This window comes from Blochmannia endosymbiont of Camponotus modoc (assembly GCF_023585785.1).
Taxonomy (GTDB): Bacteria; Pseudomonadota; Gammaproteobacteria; order Enterobacterales; family Enterobacteriaceae; genus Blochmanniella.
This window is the reverse complement of the sequence record NZ_CP097765.1, coordinates 336566-362502: the sequence shown is the minus strand read 5'-3', so window position 1 is coordinate 362502 and position 25937 is coordinate 336566. Positions and strand designations below refer to the sequence as shown.

The following is a 25937-nucleotide window of genomic DNA, read 5'->3' as shown; positions in this document are numbered from 1 at the left end:
TTGTACTTTTTTGAAATTTATTTGTAAAATAGTAAATTATTGTATTATTAGTAATAATTAGTGATGTTTATGTAAAAAATGAATTTTTATATATTTTAAATATACATAATATTCTGTGATTTTGATTTCTATCTTTTCGAAAATTGTTTATAATACATAGTCATACAAGTTATATATATGGAATTTTATTCCATGATGGAATCTATATGTACAAAAATATTGATGATATTCGTCAAGAATTTCTTAATTTTTTTAAAAAAAAAGGACATGAAATTGTTTCAAGCAGTACTTTGATTCCTAATAGTGATCGAACATTATTATTTACTAACTCCGGTATGAATCAGTTTAAAAATATATTTTTAGGAATTGATAAGCCATTATTTAAACGTGTTGCTACTGCGCAACGTTGTGTACGTGCTGGAGGTAAACATAATGATTTAAATAATGTTGGATATACTGAGAGACATTTAACATTTTTTGAGATGTTAGGTAATTTTAGTTTTGGAGATTATTTTAAAAATGAGGCTATTCAGTTTGCTTGGGAGTTATTGACTGACGTTAATTGGTTCAATTTATCTAAAAATAAATTATGGGTAACAGTGCATAATTGCGATGGTGAATCTTATAATATTTGGTCAAAGAAAATAGATATTCCTAATGAACATATTGTTAGAATTGGTAACAATACAAATGATTTTTGTGATTCTGATAATTTTTGGCAAATGGGAAATATCGGGCCTTGTGGACCTTGTTCAGAAATATTTTATGATCGTGGTGATCGATTTCAAGGGGGGCCTCCTGGCAGTTTAGAAGAATTTGGGGAAAGATATGTTGAAATTTGGAATTTAGTATTTATGCAGTTTGATCGTCAAGAAAGTGGTCATCTTTTATCGCTCCCTATGTTATCAGTAGATACTGGAATGGGTTTGGAACGTATTACTTCAATATTGCAGGGAGTAAATAGTAATTTTTCTATTGATGTATTTAGGAAATTAATATCTTCTATATCTCGAATCATGAAAATTAATGATATCTATATAAATAGATCTGTGTATGTGATTGCTGATCATATTCGTACATGTTCATTTTTAATCCAAGACGGAGTCCTTCCTGCTAATGAAGGACGTGGTTATGTATTACGCCGTATTATTCGTAGAGCTATTCTTCATGGAAAAAGATTAGGTGTAAATGATATTTTTTTTTACAAATTAGTTTCTCCTCTTATTAAATATATGCAGCATATAGCCGATACTTTACATGAAAAGAAAGATTTTATAGCAGAAATTTTACTTAGTGAAGAAAAATTATTTCAAGATACTTTAAAAAGAGGTTTAGAATTATTGGAAAAACAATTAATACGATTAAAAGGAAATTGTCTAAATGGTGAAATAGCATTTAATTTATATGATACTTATGGATTTCCATTGGAATTAACTCAAGACGTCTGTTTAAAACGTGGCATACACGTAGATCAAGCAGGATTTGATCAAGCTATGTTGACACAAAAAAAATATACGAAAGAATTAAATAAATGTGATATAAATTATGAAAAATTATCATTTTGTAATATATCAAGCATATTTGTTGGATACGATCAACTGATTTGTAAATCCCGAGTAATAGCATTGTTCCAAAACAATAAATCAATAAATAAAATTTATACAAAAGAAGAAGGAATAGTGATTCTGAATAATACTCCTTTTTATGGAGAATCTGGGGGCCAAATTGGAGATTGTGGTCAATTAAATACTATGTCCGGATTTTTTCAGGTTATTAATACAAAAAAATATGGACAAACAATAGGTCATTTAGGGATAGTTAATAGAGGGACTATTAGCGTGGGGGAGGAAATAGTCGCTCAAGTAGATCAACATAAAAGGAAATGTATTTCTTTAAATCACTCCGCTACGCATTTGCTACATGCTGCGTTGTCTCAAGTTCTCGGATCTCACGTTACGCAAAAAGGATCCTTGGTAAACGATCGATACTTACGGTTTGATTTTTATCATCATGCAACGATGACGACAACACAAATGAATACAGTAGAAAATATTGTAAATGAACAAATTTGGAAGAATACTCCTATTACAGTTGACATTATGCCAATAGAAGCAGCTAGAAATAGTGAAGCTGTAATATTGATAAATAAACAATATGATAAAGAAGTTCGTGTTCTAAAAATAGGAAATTTTTCTACTGAATTATGCGGAGGAACTCATGCTGAGCATACTGGAGAAATTGGTATATTTGTAATTACCAAAGAATGTAGTATTGCTGCTGGTATTAGACGTGTTGAAGCAGTAACTAATAACGTAGCATTATCTGTAATACATCAATATAAAATGTTACTTAGAAATATTTTTCAATCGACTCAAAGTGATGATAAGAATATATTAAGTAAAATATATGAATTTAAATGTCGTTATCAAAAATTAGAAAAAGAAATAGATTCTTTAAGAAATCAACAAATTATACAACAAAGTTTATCGTTCATTAAGGATATCTATTATATTAAAGATGTACGAATCTTAATTAAGCAGGTTGTCAACATGTCGCCAAAAACATTATTTAATATGACAGATTGTATTAAACATCAGTTAAAATCAGGAGTGATTGTTCTTATTAATCTCAATACAAACAACAAAATTAATTTAGTAGCAGCTGTAACTAAAGATTTAATAGAACGTAATCGTATAAATGCTTTATCTTTAGTTCAGTGTATCATCAATATCCTTGGTGGAAAAGGTGGAGGTAGACCTGATTTTGCTCAAGCCGGTATTAACAATATGGCAACTGCATCCAAAATATCTATTGAAGTAAATTCCTTATTACATAATATATTGTAAATAATTGCACAATTATATTAAAAGTTGTTTTAAAATAAAAAGTTATTAATGCGTTCTTAAAGTGGTGCGCTAAAATTTTACAAAAGCATAAATATCATATGCAGATGTTTATTTCATGTTGTTAGGAAATTTTAAAAACAGTAAAATTTAAGAAGTTCGGTTATTTGAATTTTTCAAGGAGTAAAGAATGCTTATTCTGACTCGACGAGTTGGTGAAACTCTCGTCATTGGAGATGAGGTTACAGTAACTGTATTAGGTATTAAAGGGAACCAAGTCCGTATTGGTGTAAATGCTCCCAAGGAGATATCTATACACCGAGAAGAAATTTATCAACGTATCAAAGCTGAAAAATTAGAACAGAATTTGTGCTAAATTTATTATTTTTTTTGAAATAAATTTCTAAACATAGTAATTTTATGATTAAAAAATTTAGTTGTAAATTACATAAAAACAACGTAATGTAACAAAGAGTTTTTGATCATAAGAAAGAACAAAATAGCCAATAATTGGACTGAATAGGAATTCAGTGAGGTGGCCGAGTGGCTGAAGGCACTCCCCTGCTAAGGGAGTATATGGTTCTTAACACTGTGTCGAGGGTTCAAATCCCTCCCTCACTGTTATGTTAGTAGCTGACGATGCACCCGTAGCTCAATTGGACAGAGCACTCGGCTACGAACCGAGCGATCGGAGGTTCGAATCCTCTCGGGTGTATTGTGTGTTATTTAAAATTATTGAATAGTAAAAAATTTAATTAATTAATTGTAAAAACAATTTTTTTCATTGCAATGAAAAAATAGGAATATTAAAGATTGTGTTTATTCTGATTCAGTGTGAATATATAATAAATTTATTCGTGTGTTTGCTTTGATTTTGAGTCATAGAGATGTTTAAAAACTTATCCAATAAAATATCACAATCAATACGTAATATTGTTGGTTCTGGGCGTTTAACAGAAAACAATATTAAAGAAACTTTAAATATGGTTAAGATTGCCTTATTAGAAGGAGATGTAGCATTACCCGTAGTACATGGTTTTGTTAATACAGTTAAAGAAGGTATAATAGGAAGCAATATAAACAAACATTTAACTCCAGGTCAAGAATTTATTAAAATTATGCATGCCTCTTTAGTAAAAATTATGGGAGAAGGATCAAATGATTTAAATTTAAACACTCAAATACCATCAATAATATTAATGGTAGGTGCGCAAGGGTCTGGAAAAACTACTACTACCGGAAAACTTGCGAAATTTTTAAAAATAAAAAAAAATAAAAAAATATTAGTGGCATCAACTGATGTGTACAGACCGGCAGGCGTGCAACAATTAAAATCATTGATAAAATCTGAAGATATAATTTTTTTTGAAGATTGTAATGTTCAAAATAAACCAATTGATATACTGAAAGCAGCATCCATTATGTCAAGATCATTATCTTATGATGTTTTGTTAATAGATACTGCTGGTTGCTTAGATACAGATGATTATTTACTTTCAGAACTATCTGAAATGCATAGCTTGGTTAATCCAATAGAAACTTTATTCATTGTAGATTCTATGATTGGACAAGTAGCTATTAATAGTATAAATGTGTTCAGTAAAACTTTGCCATTAACCGGGATTATTTTAACTAAATTAGATGGGGATTCACGTGGAGGCGTGGCTTTATCTATTAAATATCTTACCGGAAAACCCATAAAATTCATAGGAACAGGAGAAAGAATTGATGCATTAGAACCTTTCAATTCATACAGAATAGCTGGACGCATACTTGGAATGGGAGATATACTTTCATTAATCGAAGATATTGATAACCAATCAAAATGGGTTAAAGAAAAAAAATATATTAATAAAAACAGTGTAGACTTTAATTTATATGATTTTTTAGGTTATATAAAACAAATACGTAGCATGGGAGGAATTAATAAAATAATAAGTAAATTACCTCTTAATCTAGGAGTGAACTTAGAGAGTATTCAATCATATACTCATGACAATACATTCGTACGTATGGAAGCCATAATTAACTCTATGACTGTGAAAGAACGTGTGAATCCAAAAATAATTACTGGATCTAGAAAGAAGCGTATTGCTAATGGCTCTGGAGTACATGTACAGGATGTCACAAAGTTACTGAATACGTTTAATCATATACGTATTACAATACAAAAAATAAATAAAAATGAAATATTTCGCATGATACGTACATTAAAAAATAAAATATCATCTAAATTTACAATTAATTAAAAAATATTTTATTGTTGAAATCGGTAGATATATACATAGTCTTGATTATGAGTCTATTGGTTTTTTGGTTATTAATTTAAGGTTACATACTTATGGTAAGAATTAGATTAGCACGGGGAGGTCATAAAAAAACTCCTTTTTATCACATAGTTATTACTGACAGTAGAAATGCACGCGATGGTCGTTTTATTGAACGTGTTGGATTTTTCAACCCAATTACATTTGGGAATCGCACAGGATTACGTGTAAATACAGAACGTGTAAAATATTGGTTGCACAAAGGAGCGAGTCCATCTGATCGTGTTTTAAAATTAATAAAGAATTTATGAAACATGATGAGTATTCAATAGATAAAGAAGCTGTTATGACCCCGCCCCTTCTTCCCGTAGTAATAGGAAGAATAATAGGTGCATATGGCATATTAGGGTGGGTACGGGTGATATCATTTACCGAAAACAATGATAATATGTTTTATTATAGTCCGTATTTTACTATAGTTCAGTCTACATGGAAAGAAATTTTTTTAGATAAATGGAAACTAATTGGAAAACATTATATTGTTAAAATACGAGGAATCTCAAATAGAGATTCTGCTCGGTCATTAAGTCGTTGCAATATTATTATTGATGAAACACAATTTCCATGTATCAATGATGATGAATATTATTGGAAAGATTTAATAGGATGTGTAGTAATCACTGTACAGGGCGTTCTTTTAGGAGATATTATCAGTATAATAGAAACTACAGCAAATGATGTTTTGGTAGTAAAAATGTGTCAATATAATCTTTGTAAAATCAAAAATTGCCTTATTCCTTTTCTTATCAAGAGAGTCATTAAAAATATTAATCTTGTTGCACGTATTGTTACCGTAGATTGGGATCCTAATTTTTAACTTTTTAAAATAAAGTATAAAAAAATATGTTATTAGGTGTGATTACTTTATTCCCAGATATGTTTCAGTCTATTGTTCGTTATGGAATAGTAGGTCGATCAATTCGAAGGGGTATTCTTTCCATAAAATTGTGGAATCCACGCGTATTTACATATGATCGACACCACAGCGTAGATGCCCGTCCCTATGGAGGAGGACCGGGCATGTTAATGATGATTGAACCATTGAGAAATGCAATCAATCAAGCAAAAGATGAATTAGGAAATAATATTAAAGTAATTTATCTTTCTCCTCAAGGAAAAAAGCTAAAGCAGAAATATGTATATAAGTTAGCATATGATCATCAAAAATTAATTTTAGTTTGTGGTAGATATCAAGGCATTGATGAAAGATTAATTCAAACGGAAATTGACGAAGAGTGGTCTATAGGAGATTATATACTTAGCGGAGGAGAGTTAGCCGCAATGGTATTAATAGATACGATATCTAGAGTTCTGCCTGGCGTATTAGGAAATCAAGATTCAAAAGAATCAGATTCTTTCTCCAAAGGAAGATTAGATTGTCCACATTATACACGACCAGGAACTTTTGATGGTATGAAAGTACCGTCGGTATTATTATCAGGAAATCATGATGAAATTCATCGTTGGAAACAAAAACAAGCTTTGGGTTGCACTTGGATTAAAAGACCGGATTTACTTAATGATACACAATTAACTGATGAGGAAAAAAATTTACTTTCTGAATTTAAAAATGAATACTTGTTATCATTAAATAAAAAAACTAGGAAATAATATATATGTACGAATCAATAAATAATTTCGAAAAAAAACAAATGAAAAAAAACATACCGCACTTACATCCAGGTGATACAGTGGAAGTGAAAACATGGGTCATTGAAGGTAGCAAAAAACGCCTACAAATTTTTGAAGGCGTAGTTATTTCTATTAAAAACCGTGGATTACATTCTGCGTTTACTGTAAGGAAAATTTCTAGTGGAGAGGGCGTAGAACGAGTATTTCAATCACATTCTCCTGTGATTGAAGAGATTAAAATTAAACGATTTGGTATCGTTCGTCGTGCTAAGTTATATTATTTACGTAATCTTAGCGGAAAATCAGCGCGAATCAAAGTACGTATGAATCCATGATACATTTTTTGTTAAAAGTAATTTAATATAAGCTTAATACATATATTAATCTTTTAGAATTTTATAATCATTTTGTTGATTGTAAGCGATTTTCATAATCATTTAATATATTTATTTTTCATAATATAATTAATTAATTTAAAATATTTTAATATTTAAATTTTTAAAAAGTCATGCATCATTAAAATAGTATAATATTATGTATTAAAATTTTAAAAACTACATTCCATACTATGTAGTGGATGAGTAATAATACATTTACACAGATACGTGTGTTTATATTGTTAACAGAATCTCATATAAATTCAAAAATTAAATGTAACTCAGTTAATCAACTTATAATAATTTATTGACAATAATAATATAAAACTATATTTACATTAGTTTTATATATATATCATAATATGATATATATATAATTATTTTTTTTAATGATCATTTTAGTTTCATGAATTTATTATATAATACTTAATTATATTAAGGATAATAATATGCAGAAAAAAGAACGTAATAGTATTTATGTCAATAACACATATTCAATAATTACTCCTGAGCAATTAAAAACTCAATTTCCTGTAACAGATTTGGAACAGAAAACCATTGCGGATTCTCAAAATATAATTATGAATATTATTCATAGACGCGATCCGCGCCTACTGGTGATATGTGGTCCTTGTTCTATTCATGATGTCAATGCTACTTTTGATTACGCTGATAAATTAAAAACTTTATCAACAGAATTGCAGGATCAATTATATATCGTTATGCGTGTATATTTAGAAAAACCTCGTACTAGTATTGGTTGGAAAGGATTAATTAACGATCCGAATATGAATGGCTCCAACGATATTGAATTAGGTTTAAAGACTGCTCGACATATGTTGGTGAAATTAATAAAAATTGGGTTACCACTTGCTACTGAAGTATTAAATCCATATATTCCACAATACATTGGAGAGCTCTTCAGTTGGTCATCTATTGGAGCGCGTACTACGGAGTCTCAAATACATCGAGAAATAGCTTCTGGATTGTGTACGCCTGTAGGATTTAAAAATAGCACTAGCGGAAATTTTAATAATGCAGTTAACGCGATACATGCTGCAATGATGCCTCATCGTTACATTAGCATCAATCAATCTGGTCAGGTATGTTCACTGCATACTAAAGGTAATCTTAATGCTCATATAATTTTACGAGGAGGAGAAAATCCTAATTATTATCCGGAAGATATTATTGGTTGTGAAACAAAAATAACAGAAGCAGGATTGCCTTTAGCATTAATGGTAGATTGCAGTCATGGTAATTCTAACAAAGATTATCGTCGCCAAATTGATGTAGCACGGTCCGTTTCACATCAAATTAAATATGGAAACCGTTCTATTATTGGATTGATGATTGAAAGTTATATTTATTCTGGTAATCAATCTATAAATTTATCATCTTCTATAACGCAATACGGAGTATCAGTTACCGATGCGTGTATAGATTGGAAAACAACCAAACACTTACTGTATGATTTGCATAAAGAATTAAAACCATTTCTTATCAATCGTATATCAGGAGCTGGAATGGTATGACAAAGGAACTAAATATTTTGCGAAACAGCATCGATAAAATAGATCAGAATTTATTAAAGTTATTATCTAAACGACTTTCTTTAGTCTCTGAAGTAGGAGAAATAAAAAGTCGTTACGGATTGTTTATTTATTCACCAGATAGAGAAGAAATGCTGGTTGCCTGTCGGAGGCGAGAAGCATTAAAATTAGGTATTTCTCCAGATTTAGTAGAAGATATATTGCGTCGTATTATAAGTGAATCTTATTATAATGAGAATGAAAAAGGATTTAAAACGTTACATCCAAATTTAGGCCCAGTTGTTATAATTGGTGGAAAAGGGCGAATGGGGCAATTTTTTTCTAAAATGTTGACTTTATCTGGATATAAAGTAAGAATTTTAGATAAAGATGATTGGGTACATGCAAAATCAATTCTGACAGATGCCGGTATGGTGATAATCAGCGTTCCTGTTCATTCAGTTATTGATGTAGTTAGTAAATTATCATATTTATCTCCAAACTGTATTATAGTAGATTTATCATCTGTAAAAAAAATATCCTTAAACGCTATATTAGCCATACATAGTGGTCCAGTATTAGGATTACATCCTATGTTCAACCCAGACCATGGAAGTATGGTAAAACAAGTAGTAATTTACTGCGAAGGACGTTATCCAGAATCGTATCAATGGGTACTAGATCAAATACAATTGTGGGGTGCAAGGTTACATTTCTGCAATACAACAGAACATGATCAATATATGAGTATTATGCAAGGATTATGTCATTTTATTACTTTTGTAACTGGATATTATTTTTCAAAAGAAAACGTTAATTTAAAACAAATGCTGTCTATTTCTTCGCCAACATTTCGATTAAAACTAATAACAATAGGGAGATTATTTGCTCAAGATCCTCAGTTATATGCGGACATCATCATGAATTCAGAAAACAATCTTATATTAATTAAACGTTATTATAGAAGATTAGGTAGGATTTTGATATTATTAGAACGGAATAAAAAACAAGAATTTATTGATCAATTTAAAAAAATTCAAAATTGGTTTGGTTCATATACTGATCTTTTTTTGGAAGAAAGTCGTAAAATATTACGTCAAATTAATAATTATAAAGATAATGTATAACGCAAATAATAATTTTAATAATTATTGTAATAATATTTAATAAATTTTTTGATTAAATTATATTTATTTAGATCCAAAAGTTTTCTATATAAGATAATTTTTAATTTGAATATTTATTTCGTATACTAATGTGTGTATTTGTTTTTTAATATTTTTGAAATGGCATTATACGATTACATATCTATTATTTTTTGTATTTATCTTTCAAATAATATAGTTATATAACATATAATTATAACAATTTTCCATGATAATGGAAAATTACATCAGTAGGCGGCGTCACTTGATAACAACCTAATATTTTTAATGAATAGGCAATTTTTTGTAATTCTATAAGAATATGTTGTATGTATACATTATTTATGTGTGCCATCATTTCAATAATCACTATGTTTCTCAGTCTTTCGTATGATAAAAGACGTGGTCTTAAATAAGTTATTTTAGTATTGTAAAATTGTAATACTTTTAATATTTCGCATAATTTCTCTGATTGCCCTTTAATAGAGATAATAAGAATGGTTTTTGTGGCTATAGAATGATTAAAAACTGCAATATTTGTATTTTTTAAAACAATAAATCTGGTTGTATTTTTATGAGAATTAGAAAGATTATATGTTAATAGTGAATGCAATCCATAAAATTGGCCTCCTTGCTTATTGCCTAAAGCTCCTAAATTAGATTGATTTAATTTAGATACTGTTTCCATGGCAACTGCGCTACTTTCACAGAATACAATTTTCCATGCCGAGAAATGTTTTAAAAATTCACTGCATTGTTGAACGGGTTGAGGATGACTGTATATAATTTGAATTTGATTTATATTAGTATGATTATTAACTAAAATACAATGTTTTATAGGAATAGTAATTTCATCTACTAACAACAATCGGGTTTTTAGTAATAAATCACCTACTTCATCAATTAATCCAGAATTAGAATTTTCAATGGGAACTACACCATATTCTGCATGATCACATTCTACTAAATTAAAAATATCATCAAATCTTCGACAGCTATGCTCTACTATTTGATTAAAATGACGGCTACTAGCATATTGCATAGCGGCAATGTGAGAATATGATCCCTTAGGACCCAAAAATGCTATATGCACTATAGATTTGTAAATCATAACAAAAATTATTACCGTAATATTTAATATTCAAATCTAATATTTTTAGATAATTGCGGTTGCCGTAGTATCAGCAGTATCATTATAAATTGATATTTATTTATATAAATGAATATCATATTCCTTATTTATATTATATTATTAATTTAATTAATACATATTTTAAACATTGTATCAATCATATGGTATCTACAAAAATAGATATAGATATAGATATTATACTTATAAAAGTATATATTTAATATACTGGATTAGCAGCAATGATTTTTGCTACTTTGTTAGCTTGATCTGGCAAATGTATATTTTGATATGCTTGCTGCATATAATACAGTGCTTTACGGGTTGCTTGAGTATCTGGAAAGTGATATAACATTTTTTTTGCACGAGCTATTACTGATATATAAGCATGTTTTTTAGAATAAAATTTCACAATAGAAAGTTCATATTCAGCTATTCTATTTTTTAAAAAAATTAAACGTTTGTAAGCATCTACAGAATATTGACTATCTGGATATTGGCGTATAAGTTTTACAAAGGTATGGAATGCTATGCATGCATACATGGGATTACGATCAAACCAATTTATATTTAAATGTTTTATTAATTTTTTATTATCTTCATCTAAGCACATGTTGATTACGCCATGCATGTATAATACATAATCAAAATGTTTATGATTAGGGTATAATTTAAAAAAATGTTTTATATAATTATTTGCGGATTTTAAATCGTTTAATTTGTAATAAGCATAAATTAAGTCTAAATAAATTTGTTGCGGACAAGGGTCTAATAAATATAAATTTAGTAAATTTATCAAATCCTGTGTAGCTTCTTTATAATCAGCGTTATATAATTTGTTTTGAGCGGATTTGTAAAGATTATAAGTAGCATCATTTAAAATGTTAACAGAAGCAGAGGTATAAGAAATCATAATGATACTAATAATTAATATTGTCGTTATATAGTATTGAATACGTTTCATAAAACTTTTTAATTAATACTCCCTAGTAGTACATAAACATTAGAAAACAATATGCATGTACGTTTATTTAAATGAATGTACCCATACAACAGTTTGGTTGAATTTAGTATTCAACCGCATATCAATATGATAACACCTGAATCTTATATTATAAAACCTATGATTGTGCAGGCATCTCAATCTGGAAAACGATTAGATTGTGTTCTTTCTGAATTATTGCCAAATTATTCACGTTCTAAAATAAAATGTTGGATCCTTTCTAAAAAAGTAAATGTTAATAATCAAACGGTTATTATACCTAAAAAAAAAATGATGGGCGGTGAATTCGTTGAAATAAAAGATATTGTTAATATCGATAATAATAGTATAGTTCCTCAAGATATCCCTCTTGATATTGTATATGAAGACGATGATATTGTAGTAATAAATAAAGCAAAAAATATGGTAGTTCATCCTGGCGCCGGCAACCATTCAGGTACTATACTAAATGCTTTGTTATATAAATATCCAGCTATTACAGAAGTATTTCAATCAGGTATTGTTCAACGGTTAGATAAGGATACTACTGGTTTAATGGTCGTCGCTAAAAACATGATTGCATATCATAGTTTGTTACGATTGTTCAAAAAAAGAAAAATTATTAGGGAATATGACGCGGTAGTTCTCGGGAATTTTTTACATAATGAAGGGACAATCAATCAACCCATTCGAAGACATGCTGTTCATCGTACTCGCATGACAGTTAATCCTATGGGAAAACCGGCCATAACCCATTATTCTATCACAGAATCATTTAGTATGTACACTAGAATTCGTGTACGTCTTGAAACTGGAAGAACTCATCAAATTCGTGTACATATGGCTTACATTAATCATCCATTGTTAGGAGATCATAAATACGGAAAATCAACTTATTTCATTAAAGGTGTATCTGATGCAGTCAATGACTGTTTACATGTTTTAAATCGCCAAGCATTACACGCAACTACATTGCAATTATGTCATCCTATTACTAGAATAAAAATGAAATGGGATGTACCTTTACCGAAGGATATTATAAAATTAATAAATATATTAAGAAAAAATGAAAGACATGTTAAATAGCATTATTTATGCTGATGATGGGGGATTTTTTGTGTACAATCGTTACTGAATATAGTCACGAACTTATAATTTTTCACGTGAAAATTACATCATAAGCTCACTGTAATGAAATATATATATTTACAAATTTATGGTTGTATTGATTTTTAGGCGAATAAAAATATACTTTTATTCCAATAGTTTAGATGCTTGAATTTTAAGTACTTAATCGCCATATCAATAGATATATATTCGACTACAGGTATTTAGTTGTTTTTATATCATTACAAGAGGAAAATGAATATTATGCGGTTGGATCGTTTTACTCATGACTTTCAATTAGCTATTTCTGATGCTCAATCTATAGCACTTAGAAAAGATAATCAGTTTGTTGAACCCATTCATGTGATGCTCGCTTTCTTAAAAGAAAAAAATGGATCAGTATATCAAATACTGGAGCGTGCTGGATTTAATATGTCTCAGTTCACTATATTAGTTGAAGAGACATGCGATCGTATGCCAAAGGTAGAAGGTATTGGTGGAGATATTCAATGTTCTCATGATTTAATTAGAATATTAAATTTATGTGATAAATTAGCACAAAAACGCAATGATACTTTTATTGCATCAGAAATGTTCGTTTTAGCAGCCATTGAATCTCATGGAACATTAAATAATTTATTAAAAAAATCTGGGGTATCTCCAGAAAATATAAAAAAATCAACAAACTATATACGCGATAATCACTCAGTTGATAATCAACAAGCAGAATCTCAACGTCAATCGTTGCAAAAATTTACTGTAGATATAACTAAATTTGCAGAACAAGGTAATCTTGATCCTGTTATTGGTCGAGATGAAGAAATTCGTCGTACTATTCAGGTGTTACAGAGACGTACCAAAAATAATCCTGTTCTTATCGGACAACCTGGAGTAGGAAAGACTGCTATTGTGGAAGGATTAGCGCAACGTATTATTAATGGTGAAGTTCCGGAAGGGCTGAAACATAGTCGCATATTAGCTTTAGATATGGGAGGACTATTAGCGGGAACAAAGTATAGAGGAGAGTTTGAAGAGCGTTTAAAAAGCGTATTAAATGATGTATCTAAAGAAGATAGTAATATCATTTTATTCATTGATGAATTACATACTATGGTTGGAGCGGGTAAAACTGATGGAGCAATGGATGCAAGTAATATGCTGAAACCAAGACTAGCTAGAGGTGAGTTACATTGCGTAGGAGCAACTACACTTGATGAATATAGTAAATATATTGAAAAAGATGCAGCTTTAGAAAGACGTTTTCAAAAAATATTCGTTTCTGAGCCTAGCGTTGAAGATACTATAGCTATTCTTCGTGGGTTAAAAGAACGTTATGAATTACATCACAATGTTCATATTACTGATCCAGCAATAGTGGCTGCTGCAATTTTGTCACATCGATATATTTCTGATCGTCAGTTACCTGATAAAGCCATTGATTTGATTGATGAAGCTGCTTCTAGCATTCGCATACAAATAGATTCTAAACCAGAAGAATTAGATAGATTAGAACGGCGTATTATACAATTGAAATTAGAACAACAAGCATTAAAAAAAGAATCAGATGATGCTAGCATGAAAAGATTAAATCTCTTAACTACTGAATTAATTCAGAAAGAACAAGATTATATTAATCTTGAAAAAGAATGGAAAAAAGAAAAAGTTTCTTTATCTAACACTCAAAGTATTAAATCTGATTTAGAACAAGCAAAAATTGCTATTGACCAAGCACGCCGTATTGGTGATTTAGCTCGTATGTCTGAATTACAATATGGGAAGATTCCAGAATTAGAAAAAAAATTATCTACAATCTTGCAATCTAATAATAAAAAAATACGTCTTTTACGAAATTGTGTTACTGATATAGAAATTGCCGCAGTATTATCTCGTTGGACTGGTATTCCTGTGTCTCGCATGTTAGCAAGTGAAAAAGATAAATTATTAGATATGGAACATGCTTTGCATCAATTAGTTGTTGGGCAACACGAAGCAGTAAAGGCAATATCTCATGCTATTCGTCGGAGTCGTTCTGGATTATCAGATCTTAAACGTCCAATTGGTTCATTTATGTTTTTGGGGCCTACTGGAGTAGGAAAAACTGAATTGTGTAAGGCATTGTCTATCTTTCTTTTCAATACCAATAATGCAATGGTGCGTATTGATATGTCTGAATTTATGGAAAAACATTCTGTATCAAAATTGTTAGGAGCTCCTCCTGGTTATATTGGGTATGAATCAGGGGGATATTTGACTGAATCAATACGTCGTAGACCATATTCTATTATTTTGTTAGATGAAATAGAAAAAGCGCATTCAGAAATTTTTAATGTATTATTACAGGTCTTAGACGATGGACGCTTAACAGATGGGCATGGACGTACGGTACATTTTAATAACACTGTCATCATTATGACATCCAATTTGGGGTCAGATTTCATTCAAAAAAATTTTGGCATTGTAGATTATCAAGAAGTTAAAGTTACAGTATTAAACATAGTTAATCAACATTTTCGTCCAGAATTTGTTAATAGGGTAGATGAAATAGTAGTGTTTCATCCGCTTAGCACTGAACATCTTATGAAAATTGCTAGTATTCAACTACAGCACTTATGTGATCGCTTAGAAGAAAAAGGATATCCGAATACTAATATTACTAACGCAGTCTTAGTATTTTTATCAAAAATTGGATTTGATCCGGTATACGGTGCACGCCCATTAAAACGCGCTATACAACAACACATTGAAAATTCATTATCTCAAAAGATAATATCTGGGCAATTGCTGCCAGGTAAAAAAATTACTTTAGATGTCGTAAATAATACAATTATCTTTATCCAATGAAATTTTAAAAATTTCTAACATGAAATTATTTAAGAAATTTTAAATAATTTTAATAAAGCAACTACATTATTTATTGATATATAATGTTTTTTCATGTTTTCGTATAAGATAGTATATATCTTTATTTATAATTTATGTTGCAAACTATAAATTAAATAATTATTTTATAATCATAAAAAGATAAGAACTAAGATTATATAGCAACTCAAAAATTAAAATAATACAATTATATTCTATGTATCATTGGAATTATGGATCGATGTGTGAATAAAATTCAATAATTATTATAAAAAATAATATATTTAATATCTTTGTTTAAAATAAATAAATGTATGGAGCGTCGTTTTCAATTAAAATCATTAAATACCTTTTCAGTTAACGCATTTTCTAAAAGTATAGTAACAGCACATCATGAACATACATTGTTAAAGTTTTGGAGGAAAGCTTATAGCAAAGGAAAACCTGTTCTTATTTTAGGAGGCGGTAGTAATATTTTATTTTTAGAAAACTATTCTGGAACAATATTATTAAATAGGATAAAGGGCATTTTTATTACAGAGAATAAAACGGAATGGCAACTACATGTTGGAGCTGGAGAAAAATGGGACGAATTAGTAGTTCATACTATCAAAAAAAACATACCGGGGCTAGAAAATTTAGCATGTATTCCAGGGTATGTAGGGGCTGCTCCAATTCAAAATATTGGGGCTTACGGAGTTGAGTTATCTCAAATATGTGAGTACGTAGATGCTATAGACTTATGTAGTGGAAAAAAAATTCGTTTCACTTGTTCTGAATGCAATTTCAAATATAGAGATAGTATTTTTAGAAATTGTTTGGAGAAATATGCTATTGTGTCTGTAGGATTAAGATTACGTAAAAGGTGGAAACCTATATTAGATTATCATGAATTAGCTCATTTAGACAAATTTCGTATTACACCCCGTCAAGTTTTTAACTTTATTTACATAATTAGACATAAAAAATTACCAGATCCTGTTTTAGTAGGAAATGCTGGTAGTTTTTTCAAAAATCCAATAATAGATATTAAAACAGCACGCTGCTTATTTCAAATTTATCCAAATATGCCTTATTATTATCAAAAAGATGGTAGAATAAAATTATCAGCAGGATGGTTAATAGAACATTGTCAACTAAAAGGTTATGTTTTTGGGGAAGCAGCAATATATCCTAAACAGGCATTAGTATTAATTAATAGAAAAAAAATAGCTACTGGTACTGAAATTGCAGCATTAGCTCTTTACATATATAATAAGGTTGCAGATAAATTTAATATTTATTTACAACCTGAAGTTAGATTAATTGGTAATTATGGAGAAATAAATCCAAAAAAATTATTCATGTAGTAAATCATTGATATATGTATTTTATTTAAAAAATTTGAAATTAGATATATTTCTAGTAATTTTTGTCTTTAAATAGAATTAAAAATGCATTCGCGTAGTAGAATTTAATGGAATTAACTATAAATATCAATTTATTTTTTTTTTGGAGATTTGAAAACCTTGTTAAGGTATAATGAAAATTGTGGTTTTCCCGTATTTCATCCTTTCTTAAACGAATCTAAGATTTTAACACAATTACCCGAAGGCAGGGTAATTGTGTTAAATAGAGTTAATTCAACCAACCAATATATAATAGACAACATTCCATATATAAAATCGGGTGATGCTTGTGTTACAGAACACCAAACACAAGGAAGAGGAAGACGCGATAAAATTTGGGTGGCGCCTGTTGGAGAAGGTATTTGCTTATCTATTTATTGGAAATTGAATAAGATTCCTCCAACGATGATTGAATTTAGTTTAATGATAAGTATTGTTGTGGCAAAAATATTAAAGAATTTAGGCGTGTCCCAGATTAAAATTAAATGGCCTAATGATTTGTACATTCATGGACGAAAATTAGCGGGAATTTTAATCGAAATTATAACAAGAACTGATAATATTACTCATATAATAATAGGTATTGGTATTAATTTGTCTATACGCACGCATGCAACATTAAATACTAAAATTGGTAAAAATTGGATTAATTTAACGGATATTGGCATCATGATTGATCGCAATATTTTAGTCGCCACGCTTATTAATGTATTACGTAAAAAATTAAAGGATTTTATGCTTTTTGGGTTTACTCCATTTATTACATATTGGAAAGTTTTTGATTGCTTATATAATAAACCAGTCACATTATTAGTTGGGGATCGTACAATATGCGGCACAGCTCTTGGAATAAATATACATGGAGCCTTAATAGTGGATCAAACAAGTTCAGTATGTTATTACTCGGGAAATAATATTTCTGTTTATGCATCTTAAAAATATAATTTTTATTCAAAATATTTTAATATTAAAATACTTTTGAATCTATACAATATTAACTATAACAATAATCGTTTGATTAATATAAATCCCATAGTTATTGTAATACAATATGATTAAGTCCAAATGTTTCAGTAATAAAAAATGGATACTCATGATAACTATAAAGAGTAAAAATTATTATTTTTATAATCGTTGTTATTTTCTTAGTTGAACATTGTTTATTATATGATTCACGTCTTTTCTTAAAATTAAATTTGCGCGTTCCCGAGTAGGTAAAATATTTTCTTGCAAATTCAGTCTATTTATTTTAGTCCATAATTGCGAAGCAATAGAGATTATATTTTTTTTAGATAATTGAGTATAACGATAAAAATAAGAATTAGGATAGGAAAAAGTAGTGTAACAAAATTTCAAAAATCTATCGATATACCATTCTTGCAGTAAATATTCTGGAGCATCAACATAAATAGAAAAGTCAATAAAATCAGATACAAAAACACAAGGTAAATTATAATGATAATCCTGATTAGTTTGTAAAACGTTTAATCCTTCCAAAATAAGAACATCTGGTTTATAAATTACCTGTTGAGCATTAGGAATAATGTCATATATTATGTGAGAATATACAGGAATTGTTATTGATTGAACTCCAGATTTAACTTTGGAAACAAAATTTATTAAACTAGTCATATCATAAGATTGCGGAAAACCTTTTTTTTTCATTAAATGTCGTTTTTTTAATATTTTATTAGAATACAAAAATCCATCGGTTGTTACTAATTCCACCACACGGTGTTCAGTCCATCTACTAAGCAGTGCTTGTAAAACTCTAGCTGTAGTGCTTTTCCCCGCAGCAACACCACCAACGATACCAATAATATATGGTATATGTTGGCTTTGAATACTTAAAAATTGCTCTAAAATATTTTGTCGTTTTATATGTGAACAAATATATAGATTAAGTAATCTAGATAATGGTAAATAAATTTCTATTACTTCATTCATAGAAAGATTATCATTGATTCCTCTTACATTTAGGATTTCTCTTGGAGATAATGTTGATGGTATCTCCTCTCGAAGAGATGACCATTCCTTGCGATTGAAAGTTAAAAATGGAACAGACGAAACATGTAGCATATTATTTCTATTATCATAGATAAATGCTTATCTTATAGAATGAAATTTCATGTAAATACTTGATCAAAATAAAATATTTAATTATAATTATGTATTATAATGAAAGCTCACGAAATAACTAATAATTTTAGTTTTATTAAAATAGATTTATTTTTTACAAATGTTTTGAATAATTTTATTATCTCAAATACAATAGTTTAATGAAGTTTGTTCAAAACGTGTGTTTCTAAAAACAGAATCAAATTTTATTTTTAATGACATTAAAAATGATGCCGGTGTAGCTCAATAGGAAGAGCAACTGATTTGTAATCAGTAGATCAAAGGTTCGAATCCTTTTACCGGCATCTACAATATTTTGATGGGGTTCCCGAGTGGCTAAAGGGAGCAGACTGTAAATCTGTCGTCGTAGACTTCGAAGGTTCAAATCCTTCCCCCATCATTTTGATTATACATAAACAACAAATACAAATATATTCTTGTAATATCAAGAATACAGATTTTTTTATTATGTAATAGTGGGCATCGTATAATGGTTATTACCTCAACCTTCCAAGTTGATGATGTGGGTTCAATTCCCACTGTCCGCTTATATAACATAACTGAATTATGCTGATATAGCTCAGAAGGTAGAGCACACCCTTGGTAAGGGTGAGGTCAGCAGTTCGAATCTGCTTATCAGCACCAACGTCCATCATATAACTTCTTTTTATTAAGAATAAGAAGATAGGTATAGTCAGTAACGATACTAGTTATGATTTTTTTTTTAAATATTTAATTCATAATTCAAAATTAAACAATACAATGTATGTGGATATACATCTAAGGAGATATTATGAAAGGAGATGATCACATTATTGCCCATCTTAATAATTTGTTGAGCGATGAATTGGTTGCTGTAAACCAATACTTTTTACATTCTAAAATTTTTAAAAACTGGGGATTAGAACGCCTTAACAAGATAGAATATCAAGAATGCGTAGATGAGTTAGATCATGCGGATCTTTATGCAAAACGTATTTTATTTTTAGAAAGTATGCCCACCTTAAGGAAATTTGATCCATTAAACATTAAAAAAAATATTGAAGATATTTTACGTGCTGATCTTAGTTTAGAATTTCATAGTATTGAAAATTTACGCAAAGGCATCAAATACGCTGGTTCAATACAAGATTATGTATCTAGGGATATAATGATACAAATTCTTAAAGATGAAGAAAAACACATTGATTTTTTAGAAACAGAGCTAAATCTCATGATAAAAATTGGTATGCATAATTATATACAATCACAGTTGAAAAAATAATTTCATACTTATCAAAATGACATAAATTGTTTATAATATTTTTAATATTAAAATTTTCTAGTAATATTTTGAATTTTATTCTGATTAACCTTGTTTTTTATTTGTTTACTGGTACACTAAGTTGATGTGATGTTTTATTGCAGAAAATAATAAAAAAATTAATTGGTATGTTCGATAGGAATAAAGACAGTTTTACATTTTGGATATGTGATACGAAGATGTTTTAGATGTTCGTTTAAAGATTTCGGGTGAAACATGAAAAAGGGTTTGTGTAGAGTTGTTTATGAATAACTAATTTTTGGGATCTATATTTAGCTATGCAAAATCAAAGGATCCGCATTCGTTTGAAAGCATTTGATCACCGGTTAATAGATAAGTCGACCGTAGAAATTGTAGAAACTGCTAAACGTACTGGCGCTCAAGTACGCGGCCCTATTCCCTTGCCTACTAGAAAAGAACGATTCACTGTTTTAATTTCTCCACATGTAAATAAAGACGCGCGGGATCAGTATGAAATACGAACTCACAAACGTTTGATTGATATTGTTGAACCTACTGATAAAACGGTAGATGCTTTAATGCGTTTAGATTTAGCGGCAGGAGTAGATGTACAAATTAGTCTCGGTTAGCGTATAGAAGATGCATCGTAATAGGCATTCAGCATTCATTGGTGTATTATGTGTAAAATACAAATAATACTTTTGTACTAAAAGTAATAGAGGGGTTATATCCACAATCATGCAAGGTCTAATTGGTCAAAAATTGGGTATGACTCGTTTGTTTGATAAAGATGGAGTATCTATCCCTGTAACTATGATCAGAATAACACCGCATCGTGTGACGCAAATAAAAAATATTGAAAACGATGGGTATTGCGCAGTTCAAGTAACTACTGGTATTAAAAACTTTAAACATATTAATAGACCAGAAACAGGGCATATGATAAAGTCAGGCGTTGATGCTGGTCGTGGTGTATGGGAGTTTCGTTGTGAAGAAAAAGGGATGCCACAGCTATCATTAGGAGATATTATCACTATACAGATTTTTACAAATGTTAAAAAAGTTGACATTACAGGAATTTCGAAAGGTAAAGGTTTTGCAGGTACAATAAAACGTTGGAATTTTCATATGCAAGATGCAAGTCATGGTAATTCACTGTCACACAGAGCTCCTGGATCTATCGGTCAAAATCAAACTCCTGGTAGAGTATTTAAGGGTAAAAAAATGGCAGGGCAATTAGGAAATTATAAAGTTACGGTACAAAATTTAGATGTTGTTAATGTTGATGTAAAACTTAATTTATTGTTAGTTAAAGGTGCTGTTCCTGGAATAATTGGTGGTAATTTATCTATTAAAAAATCTGTTAAAATAAATATTAGAGAGAAAATATAAATGGAATTAGAAGTCAGGGATTTTACAGCAGAAGTCAGTATTCTAGATTCAGAGAAATTTTTTGTATCTGATGAAATTTTTAAATGTCCTTTTAATCAGGCATTAATACATCAAGTAATTTCTACTTACTTAACTAATTCTCGTCAAGGTACTCGATCTCAAAAGAGTCGATCAGAAGTTTCGGGTTCTAATAAAAAACCGTGGCGTCAAAAAGGTACCGGTCGCGCGCGTTCTGGATCGGTAAAAAGTCCTATTTGGCGTTCTGGCGGAGTAACCTTTGCGGCTAAACCTAAACTATATGCCCAAAAAATAAATAAAAAAATGTACAGAGGGGCAATAAGAAGCATTTTATCTAAATTAGTTTGCGATAATCGTTTATTTTTAGTAAGAAATTTGTTTATAAAAGAACCAAAAACTAAATTATTATTAGAAAAATTAAGAACAATAACTTCAAAAAAAAGTATATTGATTTTTACCGATTTTTTGGATAAAAATTTGCTTTTAGCATCACGTAACGTTCATAAAATAGAGGTGCGTACCGCAACGCATATAGATCCAGTAAGTTTAATAAATTTTAACGTTACTTTAATTGCTGATAGCGCGATTAAGAAAATTGAGAAACAATTAGTATGATTTATCAAGAACGTTTATTAAAAATACTGAGATCTGTACACGTTTCTGAAAAAACGTCCATTACATTGGAACGCCATAATGCTTTTTCTTTTAAAGTAGCAAAATATGCAACTAAAACAGATATTAAAAATGCTATCAATATGTTATTTTCTGTGAAAGTAAATACTATAAACACTATAATAGTAGCAGGAAAATCTAAAAGAAAGGCTAACAAAATTGGTCGCTGTAGCAACTGGAAAAAAGCATATGTTGTTTTAGAAAAAGGACAAAAAATTGATTTTATCAATACAGTAGAATAAATAAATACGGAAGATCAAAAGAGATGCCTATTATTAAGTGCAATCCAACCTCCCCGGGTAGACGACATGTAACTAAGCTAGTGAACCATGATTTATATAAAGGGAATCCTTTTTCTTCATTATTATCCAATAAAATTAATAATAGATCAGGAGGACGTAATAATTATGGTCGTATTACTGTGCGACATATAGGAGGGGGGCATAAAAAACGTTATAGAATCATTGATTTTAAGCGTAATAAGGATGGGATTTCTGCTGTAATCAAACGCTTAGAATATGATCCAAATCGTTCAGCAAATATAGCATTGCTTTCATATAGAGATGGGGAGTATCGTTATATTTTAGCTCCAAAAGATGTAAAAATAGGAGATTTTATAAGTTCTGGAGTAAATGTTCCAATAAAACCAGGCAATGCTTTGCCTATGAGTAATATTCCAATAGGATCTACTATTCATAATGTAGAAATGAAACCAGGAAAAGGTGGGCAATTAGCCCGGTCTGCAGGATCTTATATACAAATTGTAGCTCGTGATGGGGAGTATATGATACTTCGTTTGCGGTCTGGTGAAATACGAAAGATTCGCTGTGAGTGCCGAGCAACCGTAGGAGAAGTTGGTAATTCTGAACATATGTTACGTATGTTAGGTAAAGCTGGAGCCAATAGATGGCGTGGAAATCGTCCTACTGTACGTGGAACAGCTATGAATCCGATTGATCATCCTCACGGAGGTGGAGAAGGAAAAAATTTTGGAAAACATCCCGTGTCTCCTTGGGGAATACAAACCAAAGGAAAAAAAACCCGTAGTAATAAACGTACTAATAAGTTTATATTGTCTCATCGTAATAAATAAAATTTGAAGGATTAGGAATACAGTATATGTCGCGTTCTATTAAGAAAGGGCCATTTATTGACTTGCATCTTCTAAAAAAAGTGGAAAAAGCAATAGAAACAGGTGATAAAAAACCTATTAGGACTTGGTCACGACGATCAACAATATTTCCAAGAATGATTGGTTTAACTGTAGCAGTGCATAACGGACGTCAACATATACCCATATTCATATCAGATGAAATGGTTGGGCATAAATTAGGTGAATTTGCTCCAACTCGTACGTATCGTGGTCATTCAGTTGATAAGAAAATAAAAAAACATTATTAAAGGTATGATTATGATCTTAAAATAAGATGTGCTATAGAGGGTATTTTGGTATGGAAACAATTGCTAGATGCCGTTATATTCGTTCTTCTGCTCAAAAACTTCGTTTAGTAGTTAATACAGTACGAGGAAAAAAAGTATCTCAGGCGCTTGATATCTTAAAGTATACCAACAAAAAATCTGCCAAATTAGTAAAAAAGACCTTAGAATCTGCTATTGCTAATGCGGAACATAACGACAGTTCAGATATTAATAATTTAAAAATTATTAAAGTTTTTGTCGATAACGGTCCTATTATTAAAAGAATTATGCCGCGTGCTAAAGGGCGATCAGATAAAATTATGAAACGAACAAGTCATCTTACTATAGTAGTGTCTAATTAAAAAATTATATTTAAACGGACGGAGCATTTAAAAATGGGTCAAAAGGTACATCCGAATGGTGTGCGTTTGGGTATTACCAAGACGTGGCATTCTACCTGGTACGCAAATAACAAAGATTTTTCTGACAATTTAGGGAATGATTTTAAAGTACGTCAGTTTTTGATGCAAAAACTTTCAAAAGCTTTAGTATCCCGTATAATTATTGAGCGTCCTGCTAAGAGCATAAGAGTAACTGTTTATACAGCTAGACCTGGTCTTATAATTGGAAAAAAGGGGGAGGATATTGAAAAATTACGTAAAAACATAGCACGCATTTCTGGTGTTCCAACGCAACTCAATATTGCTGAAGTTCGTAAACCAGAATTAGATGCCAAGCTGTTAGCTGATAATATCGCATCCCAATTAGAACGTAGAGTAGTATTTAGGAGGGCAATGAAACGTGTGGTACAAAACGCTATGCGTTTAGGAGCTAAAGGGATTAAAGTAGAAGTAAGTGGGAGACTAAGCGGAGCTGAGATTGCTCGTACTGAATGGTACAGAGAGGGACGAGTTCCATTACATACTTTACGTGCCGATATTGATTATAGTCTTTCAGAAGCACGTACTACGTATGGTATAATCGGGATTAAGGTATGGGTTTTTAAAGGGGAAATTTTAGGAGATGTGTTGCTGAATACAGGATATTCATCAGATCAAACGATTAGTAATTCTAGCAAGAAAAAACATAAAACTCGCATATAAAGGATAATATGATGCTTCTGCAACCAAAGCGCACAAAATTTCGTAAAATGCATAAAGGGCGTAACCGGGGAACAAAAGTAAACGACAATATCAGTTTTGGGCAATTTGCTTTAAAAGCTACTAGCCGCGGGCGATTAAAATCTTGTCAAATTGAAGCAGCACGACGCGCCATAAGCCGTGCTATAAAACGTCAAGGAAAAATCTGGATTCGTGTGTTTCCAGACAAACCTATTACTAAAAAACCTCTCGAAGTACGCATGGGGAAAGGAAAAGGTAATGTAGAATATTGGGTAGCATTAATACAACCAGGAAAAATATTATATGAAATAAATGGAGTACCAAAAGAACTAGCGTATAATGCTTTTAAATTAGGCGCATCAAAATTACCCGTTAAAACCATTTTAATAGGAAGATAATGAATAACATCATCAAATTATTAAATCAAAAAAAAAATGACACTATTACTACAGTATCGCTTCAATCAGAGTTAGTAAAGGTATTACGTGAGTATTTTAATTTACGTATACAAGCAAAATCAGGTCAATTAAAACAATTGCATTTATTAAAAAAAGTACGTCGCAATATAGCATCTATTAAAAATTATTTATCTAATAATAAAAAAGTATAAAA

Annotated in this window: 27 protein-coding genes and 6 tRNA genes; 30 read left to right on the top strand and 3 right to left on the bottom strand. The window is 29.9% G+C overall.

Annotated features, from left to right (window positions below; translation table 11 throughout):
• Positions 1 to 206: 206 nt before the first annotated feature.
• The 11 genes from alaS (at position 207) to tyrA (ending at position 9838) form a co-directional block, all read left to right on the top strand.
• A complete protein-coding gene (alaS, locus tag M9396_RS01595; RefSeq protein WP_250256846.1) occupies positions 207 to 2846 on the top strand; it encodes an alanine--tRNA ligase in 2640 nt (879 codons plus the stop codon).
• A gap of 187 nt (positions 2847 to 3033) precedes the next feature.
• Positions 3034 to 3219: a carbon storage regulator CsrA gene (gene csrA / locus M9396_RS01590; RefSeq protein ID WP_250242062.1), complete on the top strand. Its 186-nt coding sequence runs from the start codon at positions 3034 to 3036 to the stop codon at positions 3217 to 3219.
• Between the two features lie 153 nt (positions 3220 to 3372).
• Positions 3373 to 3464 (top strand) — tRNA-Ser (locus tag M9396_RS01585).
• A 20-nt stretch (positions 3465 to 3484) separates the two neighbouring features.
• Positions 3485 to 3558 (top strand) — tRNA-Arg (locus M9396_RS01580).
• Between the two features lie 172 nt (positions 3559 to 3730).
• Positions 3731 to 5092, top strand: a complete 1362-nt coding sequence (gene ffh / locus M9396_RS01575) for a signal recognition particle protein (RefSeq protein ID WP_250256845.1) — start codon at positions 3731 to 3733, stop codon at positions 5090 to 5092.
• A 92-nt stretch (positions 5093 to 5184) separates the two neighbouring features.
• A complete protein-coding gene (gene rpsP, locus M9396_RS01570) occupies positions 5185 to 5421 on the top strand; it encodes a 30S ribosomal protein S16 (RefSeq protein ID WP_250242068.1) in 237 nt (78 codons plus the stop codon).
• Positions 5418 to 5987, top strand: coding sequence for a ribosome maturation factor RimM (rimM, locus tag M9396_RS01565; RefSeq protein ID WP_250242070.1), 570 nt, complete (start codon positions 5418 to 5420; stop codon positions 5985 to 5987). The genes rpsP and rimM overlap by 4 nt, the downstream gene beginning before the upstream one ends.
• Positions 5988 to 6013: 26 nt before the next feature.
• Positions 6014 to 6781, top strand: a complete 768-nt coding sequence (trmD, locus tag M9396_RS01560; protein WP_250242073.1) for a tRNA (guanosine(37)-N1)-methyltransferase TrmD — start codon at positions 6014 to 6016, stop codon at positions 6779 to 6781.
• A gap of 5 nt (positions 6782 to 6786) precedes the next feature.
• On the top strand, positions 6787 to 7137 hold the full coding sequence (gene rplS / locus M9396_RS01555; protein ID WP_250242076.1) for a 50S ribosomal protein L19: 351 nt from the start codon (positions 6787 to 6789) through the stop codon (positions 7135 to 7137).
• 491 nt (positions 7138 to 7628) lie between these two features.
• Complete coding sequence (locus M9396_RS01550) at positions 7629 to 8714, top strand: 3-deoxy-7-phosphoheptulonate synthase (RefSeq protein WP_250256844.1); 1086 nt, start codon at positions 7629 to 7631, stop codon at positions 8712 to 8714.
• Complete coding sequence (tyrA, locus tag M9396_RS01545; protein ID WP_250256843.1) at positions 8711 to 9838, top strand: bifunctional chorismate mutase/prephenate dehydrogenase; 1128 nt, start codon at positions 8711 to 8713, stop codon at positions 9836 to 9838. Before M9396_RS01550 ends, tyrA begins: the two co-directional genes overlap by 4 nt.
• Positions 9839 to 10070: 232 nt before the next feature.
• Here tyrA and M9396_RS01540 read toward each other — a convergent pair whose 3' ends face one another.
• Both M9396_RS01540 and bamD read right to left on the bottom strand, forming a co-directional pair.
• Entirely contained in the window at positions 10071 to 10967 is an 897-nt protein-coding gene (locus tag M9396_RS01540) for a prephenate dehydratase domain-containing protein (protein WP_250256841.1), read from the bottom strand.
• Positions 10968 to 11205: 238 nt separating this feature from the next.
• A complete protein-coding gene (gene bamD / locus M9396_RS01535) occupies positions 11206 to 11898 on the bottom strand; it encodes an outer membrane protein assembly factor BamD (RefSeq protein ID WP_250242088.1) in 693 nt (230 codons plus the stop codon).
• 177 nt (positions 11899 to 12075) lie between these two features.
• Between bamD and rluD the strand changes: the two genes are divergently transcribed.
• The 4 genes from rluD to M9396_RS01515 all read left to right on the top strand — a co-directional run bounded on the left by rluD (position 12076) and on the right by M9396_RS01515 (position 18257).
• Positions 12076 to 13053: a 23S rRNA pseudouridine(1911/1915/1917) synthase RluD gene (rluD, locus tag M9396_RS01530; protein ID WP_250256839.1), complete on the top strand. Its 978-nt coding sequence runs from the start codon at positions 12076 to 12078 to the stop codon at positions 13051 to 13053.
• Positions 13054 to 13338: 285 nt separating this feature from the next.
• Positions 13339 to 15915, top strand: a complete 2577-nt coding sequence (gene clpB, locus M9396_RS01525; protein WP_250256879.1) for an ATP-dependent chaperone ClpB — start codon at positions 13339 to 13341, stop codon at positions 15913 to 15915.
• Positions 15916 to 16247: 332 nt separating this feature from the next.
• On the top strand, positions 16248 to 17282 hold the full coding sequence (murB, locus tag M9396_RS01520; RefSeq protein ID WP_250256838.1) for a UDP-N-acetylmuramate dehydrogenase: 1035 nt from the start codon (positions 16248 to 16250) through the stop codon (positions 17280 to 17282).
• 159 nt (positions 17283 to 17441) lie between these two features.
• Positions 17442 to 18257, top strand: a complete 816-nt coding sequence (locus M9396_RS01515; protein WP_250242097.1) for a biotin--[acetyl-CoA-carboxylase] ligase — start codon at positions 17442 to 17444, stop codon at positions 18255 to 18257.
• A gap of 201 nt (positions 18258 to 18458) precedes the next feature.
• Here the strand turns inward: M9396_RS01515 and coaA are convergent, their stop codons facing one another.
• Positions 18459 to 19400 (bottom strand): type I pantothenate kinase, encoded by a 942-nt coding sequence (gene coaA / locus M9396_RS01510; RefSeq protein WP_250256836.1) that lies wholly within the window; start codon positions 19398 to 19400, stop codon positions 18459 to 18461.
• Between the two features lie 271 nt (positions 19401 to 19671).
• Between coaA and M9396_RS01505 the strand changes: the two genes are divergently transcribed.
• The 15 genes from M9396_RS01505 to rpmC all read left to right on the top strand — a co-directional run bounded on the left by M9396_RS01505 (position 19672) and on the right by rpmC (position 25935).
• Positions 19672 to 19744: transfer RNA gene (locus M9396_RS01505), tRNA-Thr, on the top strand.
• A 13-nt stretch (positions 19745 to 19757) separates the two neighbouring features.
• Positions 19758 to 19839: transfer RNA gene (locus tag M9396_RS01500), tRNA-Tyr, on the top strand.
• Positions 19840 to 19915: 76 nt separating this feature from the next.
• Positions 19916 to 19987, top strand: a tRNA-Gly gene (locus tag M9396_RS01495).
• A 21-nt stretch (positions 19988 to 20008) separates the two neighbouring features.
• Positions 20009 to 20084, top strand: a tRNA-Thr gene (locus tag M9396_RS01490).
• A gap of 148 nt (positions 20085 to 20232) precedes the next feature.
• Positions 20233 to 20703, top strand: coding sequence for a bacterioferritin (gene bfr, locus M9396_RS01485; protein ID WP_250256835.1), 471 nt, complete (start codon positions 20233 to 20235; stop codon positions 20701 to 20703).
• A gap of 317 nt (positions 20704 to 21020) precedes the next feature.
• On the top strand, positions 21021 to 21332 hold the full coding sequence (gene rpsJ, locus M9396_RS01480; RefSeq protein ID WP_011282738.1) for a 30S ribosomal protein S10: 312 nt from the start codon (positions 21021 to 21023) through the stop codon (positions 21330 to 21332).
• Positions 21333 to 21441: 109 nt separating this feature from the next.
• Positions 21442 to 22095: a 50S ribosomal protein L3 gene (rplC, locus tag M9396_RS01475; RefSeq protein ID WP_250242106.1), complete on the top strand. Its 654-nt coding sequence runs from the start codon at positions 21442 to 21444 to the stop codon at positions 22093 to 22095.
• The gene (gene rplD / locus M9396_RS01470) at positions 22096 to 22728 is read left to right on the top strand and encodes a 50S ribosomal protein L4 (RefSeq protein ID WP_250242108.1); all 633 of its coding nucleotides are present in this window, start codon (positions 22096 to 22098) and stop codon (positions 22726 to 22728) included.
• Positions 22725 to 23027, top strand: coding sequence for a 50S ribosomal protein L23 (gene rplW, locus M9396_RS01465; RefSeq protein WP_250256833.1), 303 nt, complete (start codon positions 22725 to 22727; stop codon positions 23025 to 23027). Before rplD ends, rplW begins: the two co-directional genes overlap by 4 nt.
• 23 nt (positions 23028 to 23050) lie before the next feature.
• Positions 23051 to 23878 (top strand): 50S ribosomal protein L2, encoded by an 828-nt coding sequence (gene rplB / locus M9396_RS01460; protein ID WP_250242112.1) that lies wholly within the window; start codon positions 23051 to 23053, stop codon positions 23876 to 23878.
• Positions 23879 to 23904: 26 nt separating this feature from the next.
• Positions 23905 to 24186, top strand: a complete 282-nt coding sequence (gene rpsS, locus M9396_RS01455; protein WP_011282743.1) for a 30S ribosomal protein S19 — start codon at positions 23905 to 23907, stop codon at positions 24184 to 24186.
• Between the two features lie 50 nt (positions 24187 to 24236).
• Complete coding sequence (gene rplV, locus M9396_RS01450) at positions 24237 to 24566, top strand: 50S ribosomal protein L22 (protein WP_250242114.1); 330 nt, start codon at positions 24237 to 24239, stop codon at positions 24564 to 24566.
• 33 nt (positions 24567 to 24599) lie between these two features.
• A complete protein-coding gene (rpsC, locus tag M9396_RS01445) occupies positions 24600 to 25307 on the top strand; it encodes a 30S ribosomal protein S3 (protein ID WP_250242116.1) in 708 nt (235 codons plus the stop codon).
• An 11-nt stretch (positions 25308 to 25318) separates the two neighbouring features.
• Entirely contained in the window at positions 25319 to 25723 is a 405-nt protein-coding gene (gene rplP / locus M9396_RS01440; RefSeq protein ID WP_250242411.1) for a 50S ribosomal protein L16, read from the top strand.
• Positions 25723 to 25935 carry a 50S ribosomal protein L29 gene (rpmC, locus tag M9396_RS01435; RefSeq protein WP_250256831.1) on the top strand — a complete coding sequence of 71 codons (213 nt, stop codon included), beginning with the start codon at positions 25723 to 25725 and terminating at the stop codon, positions 25933 to 25935. Before rplP ends, rpmC begins: the two co-directional genes overlap by 1 nt.
• Positions 25936 to 25937: the final 2 nt, after the last annotated feature.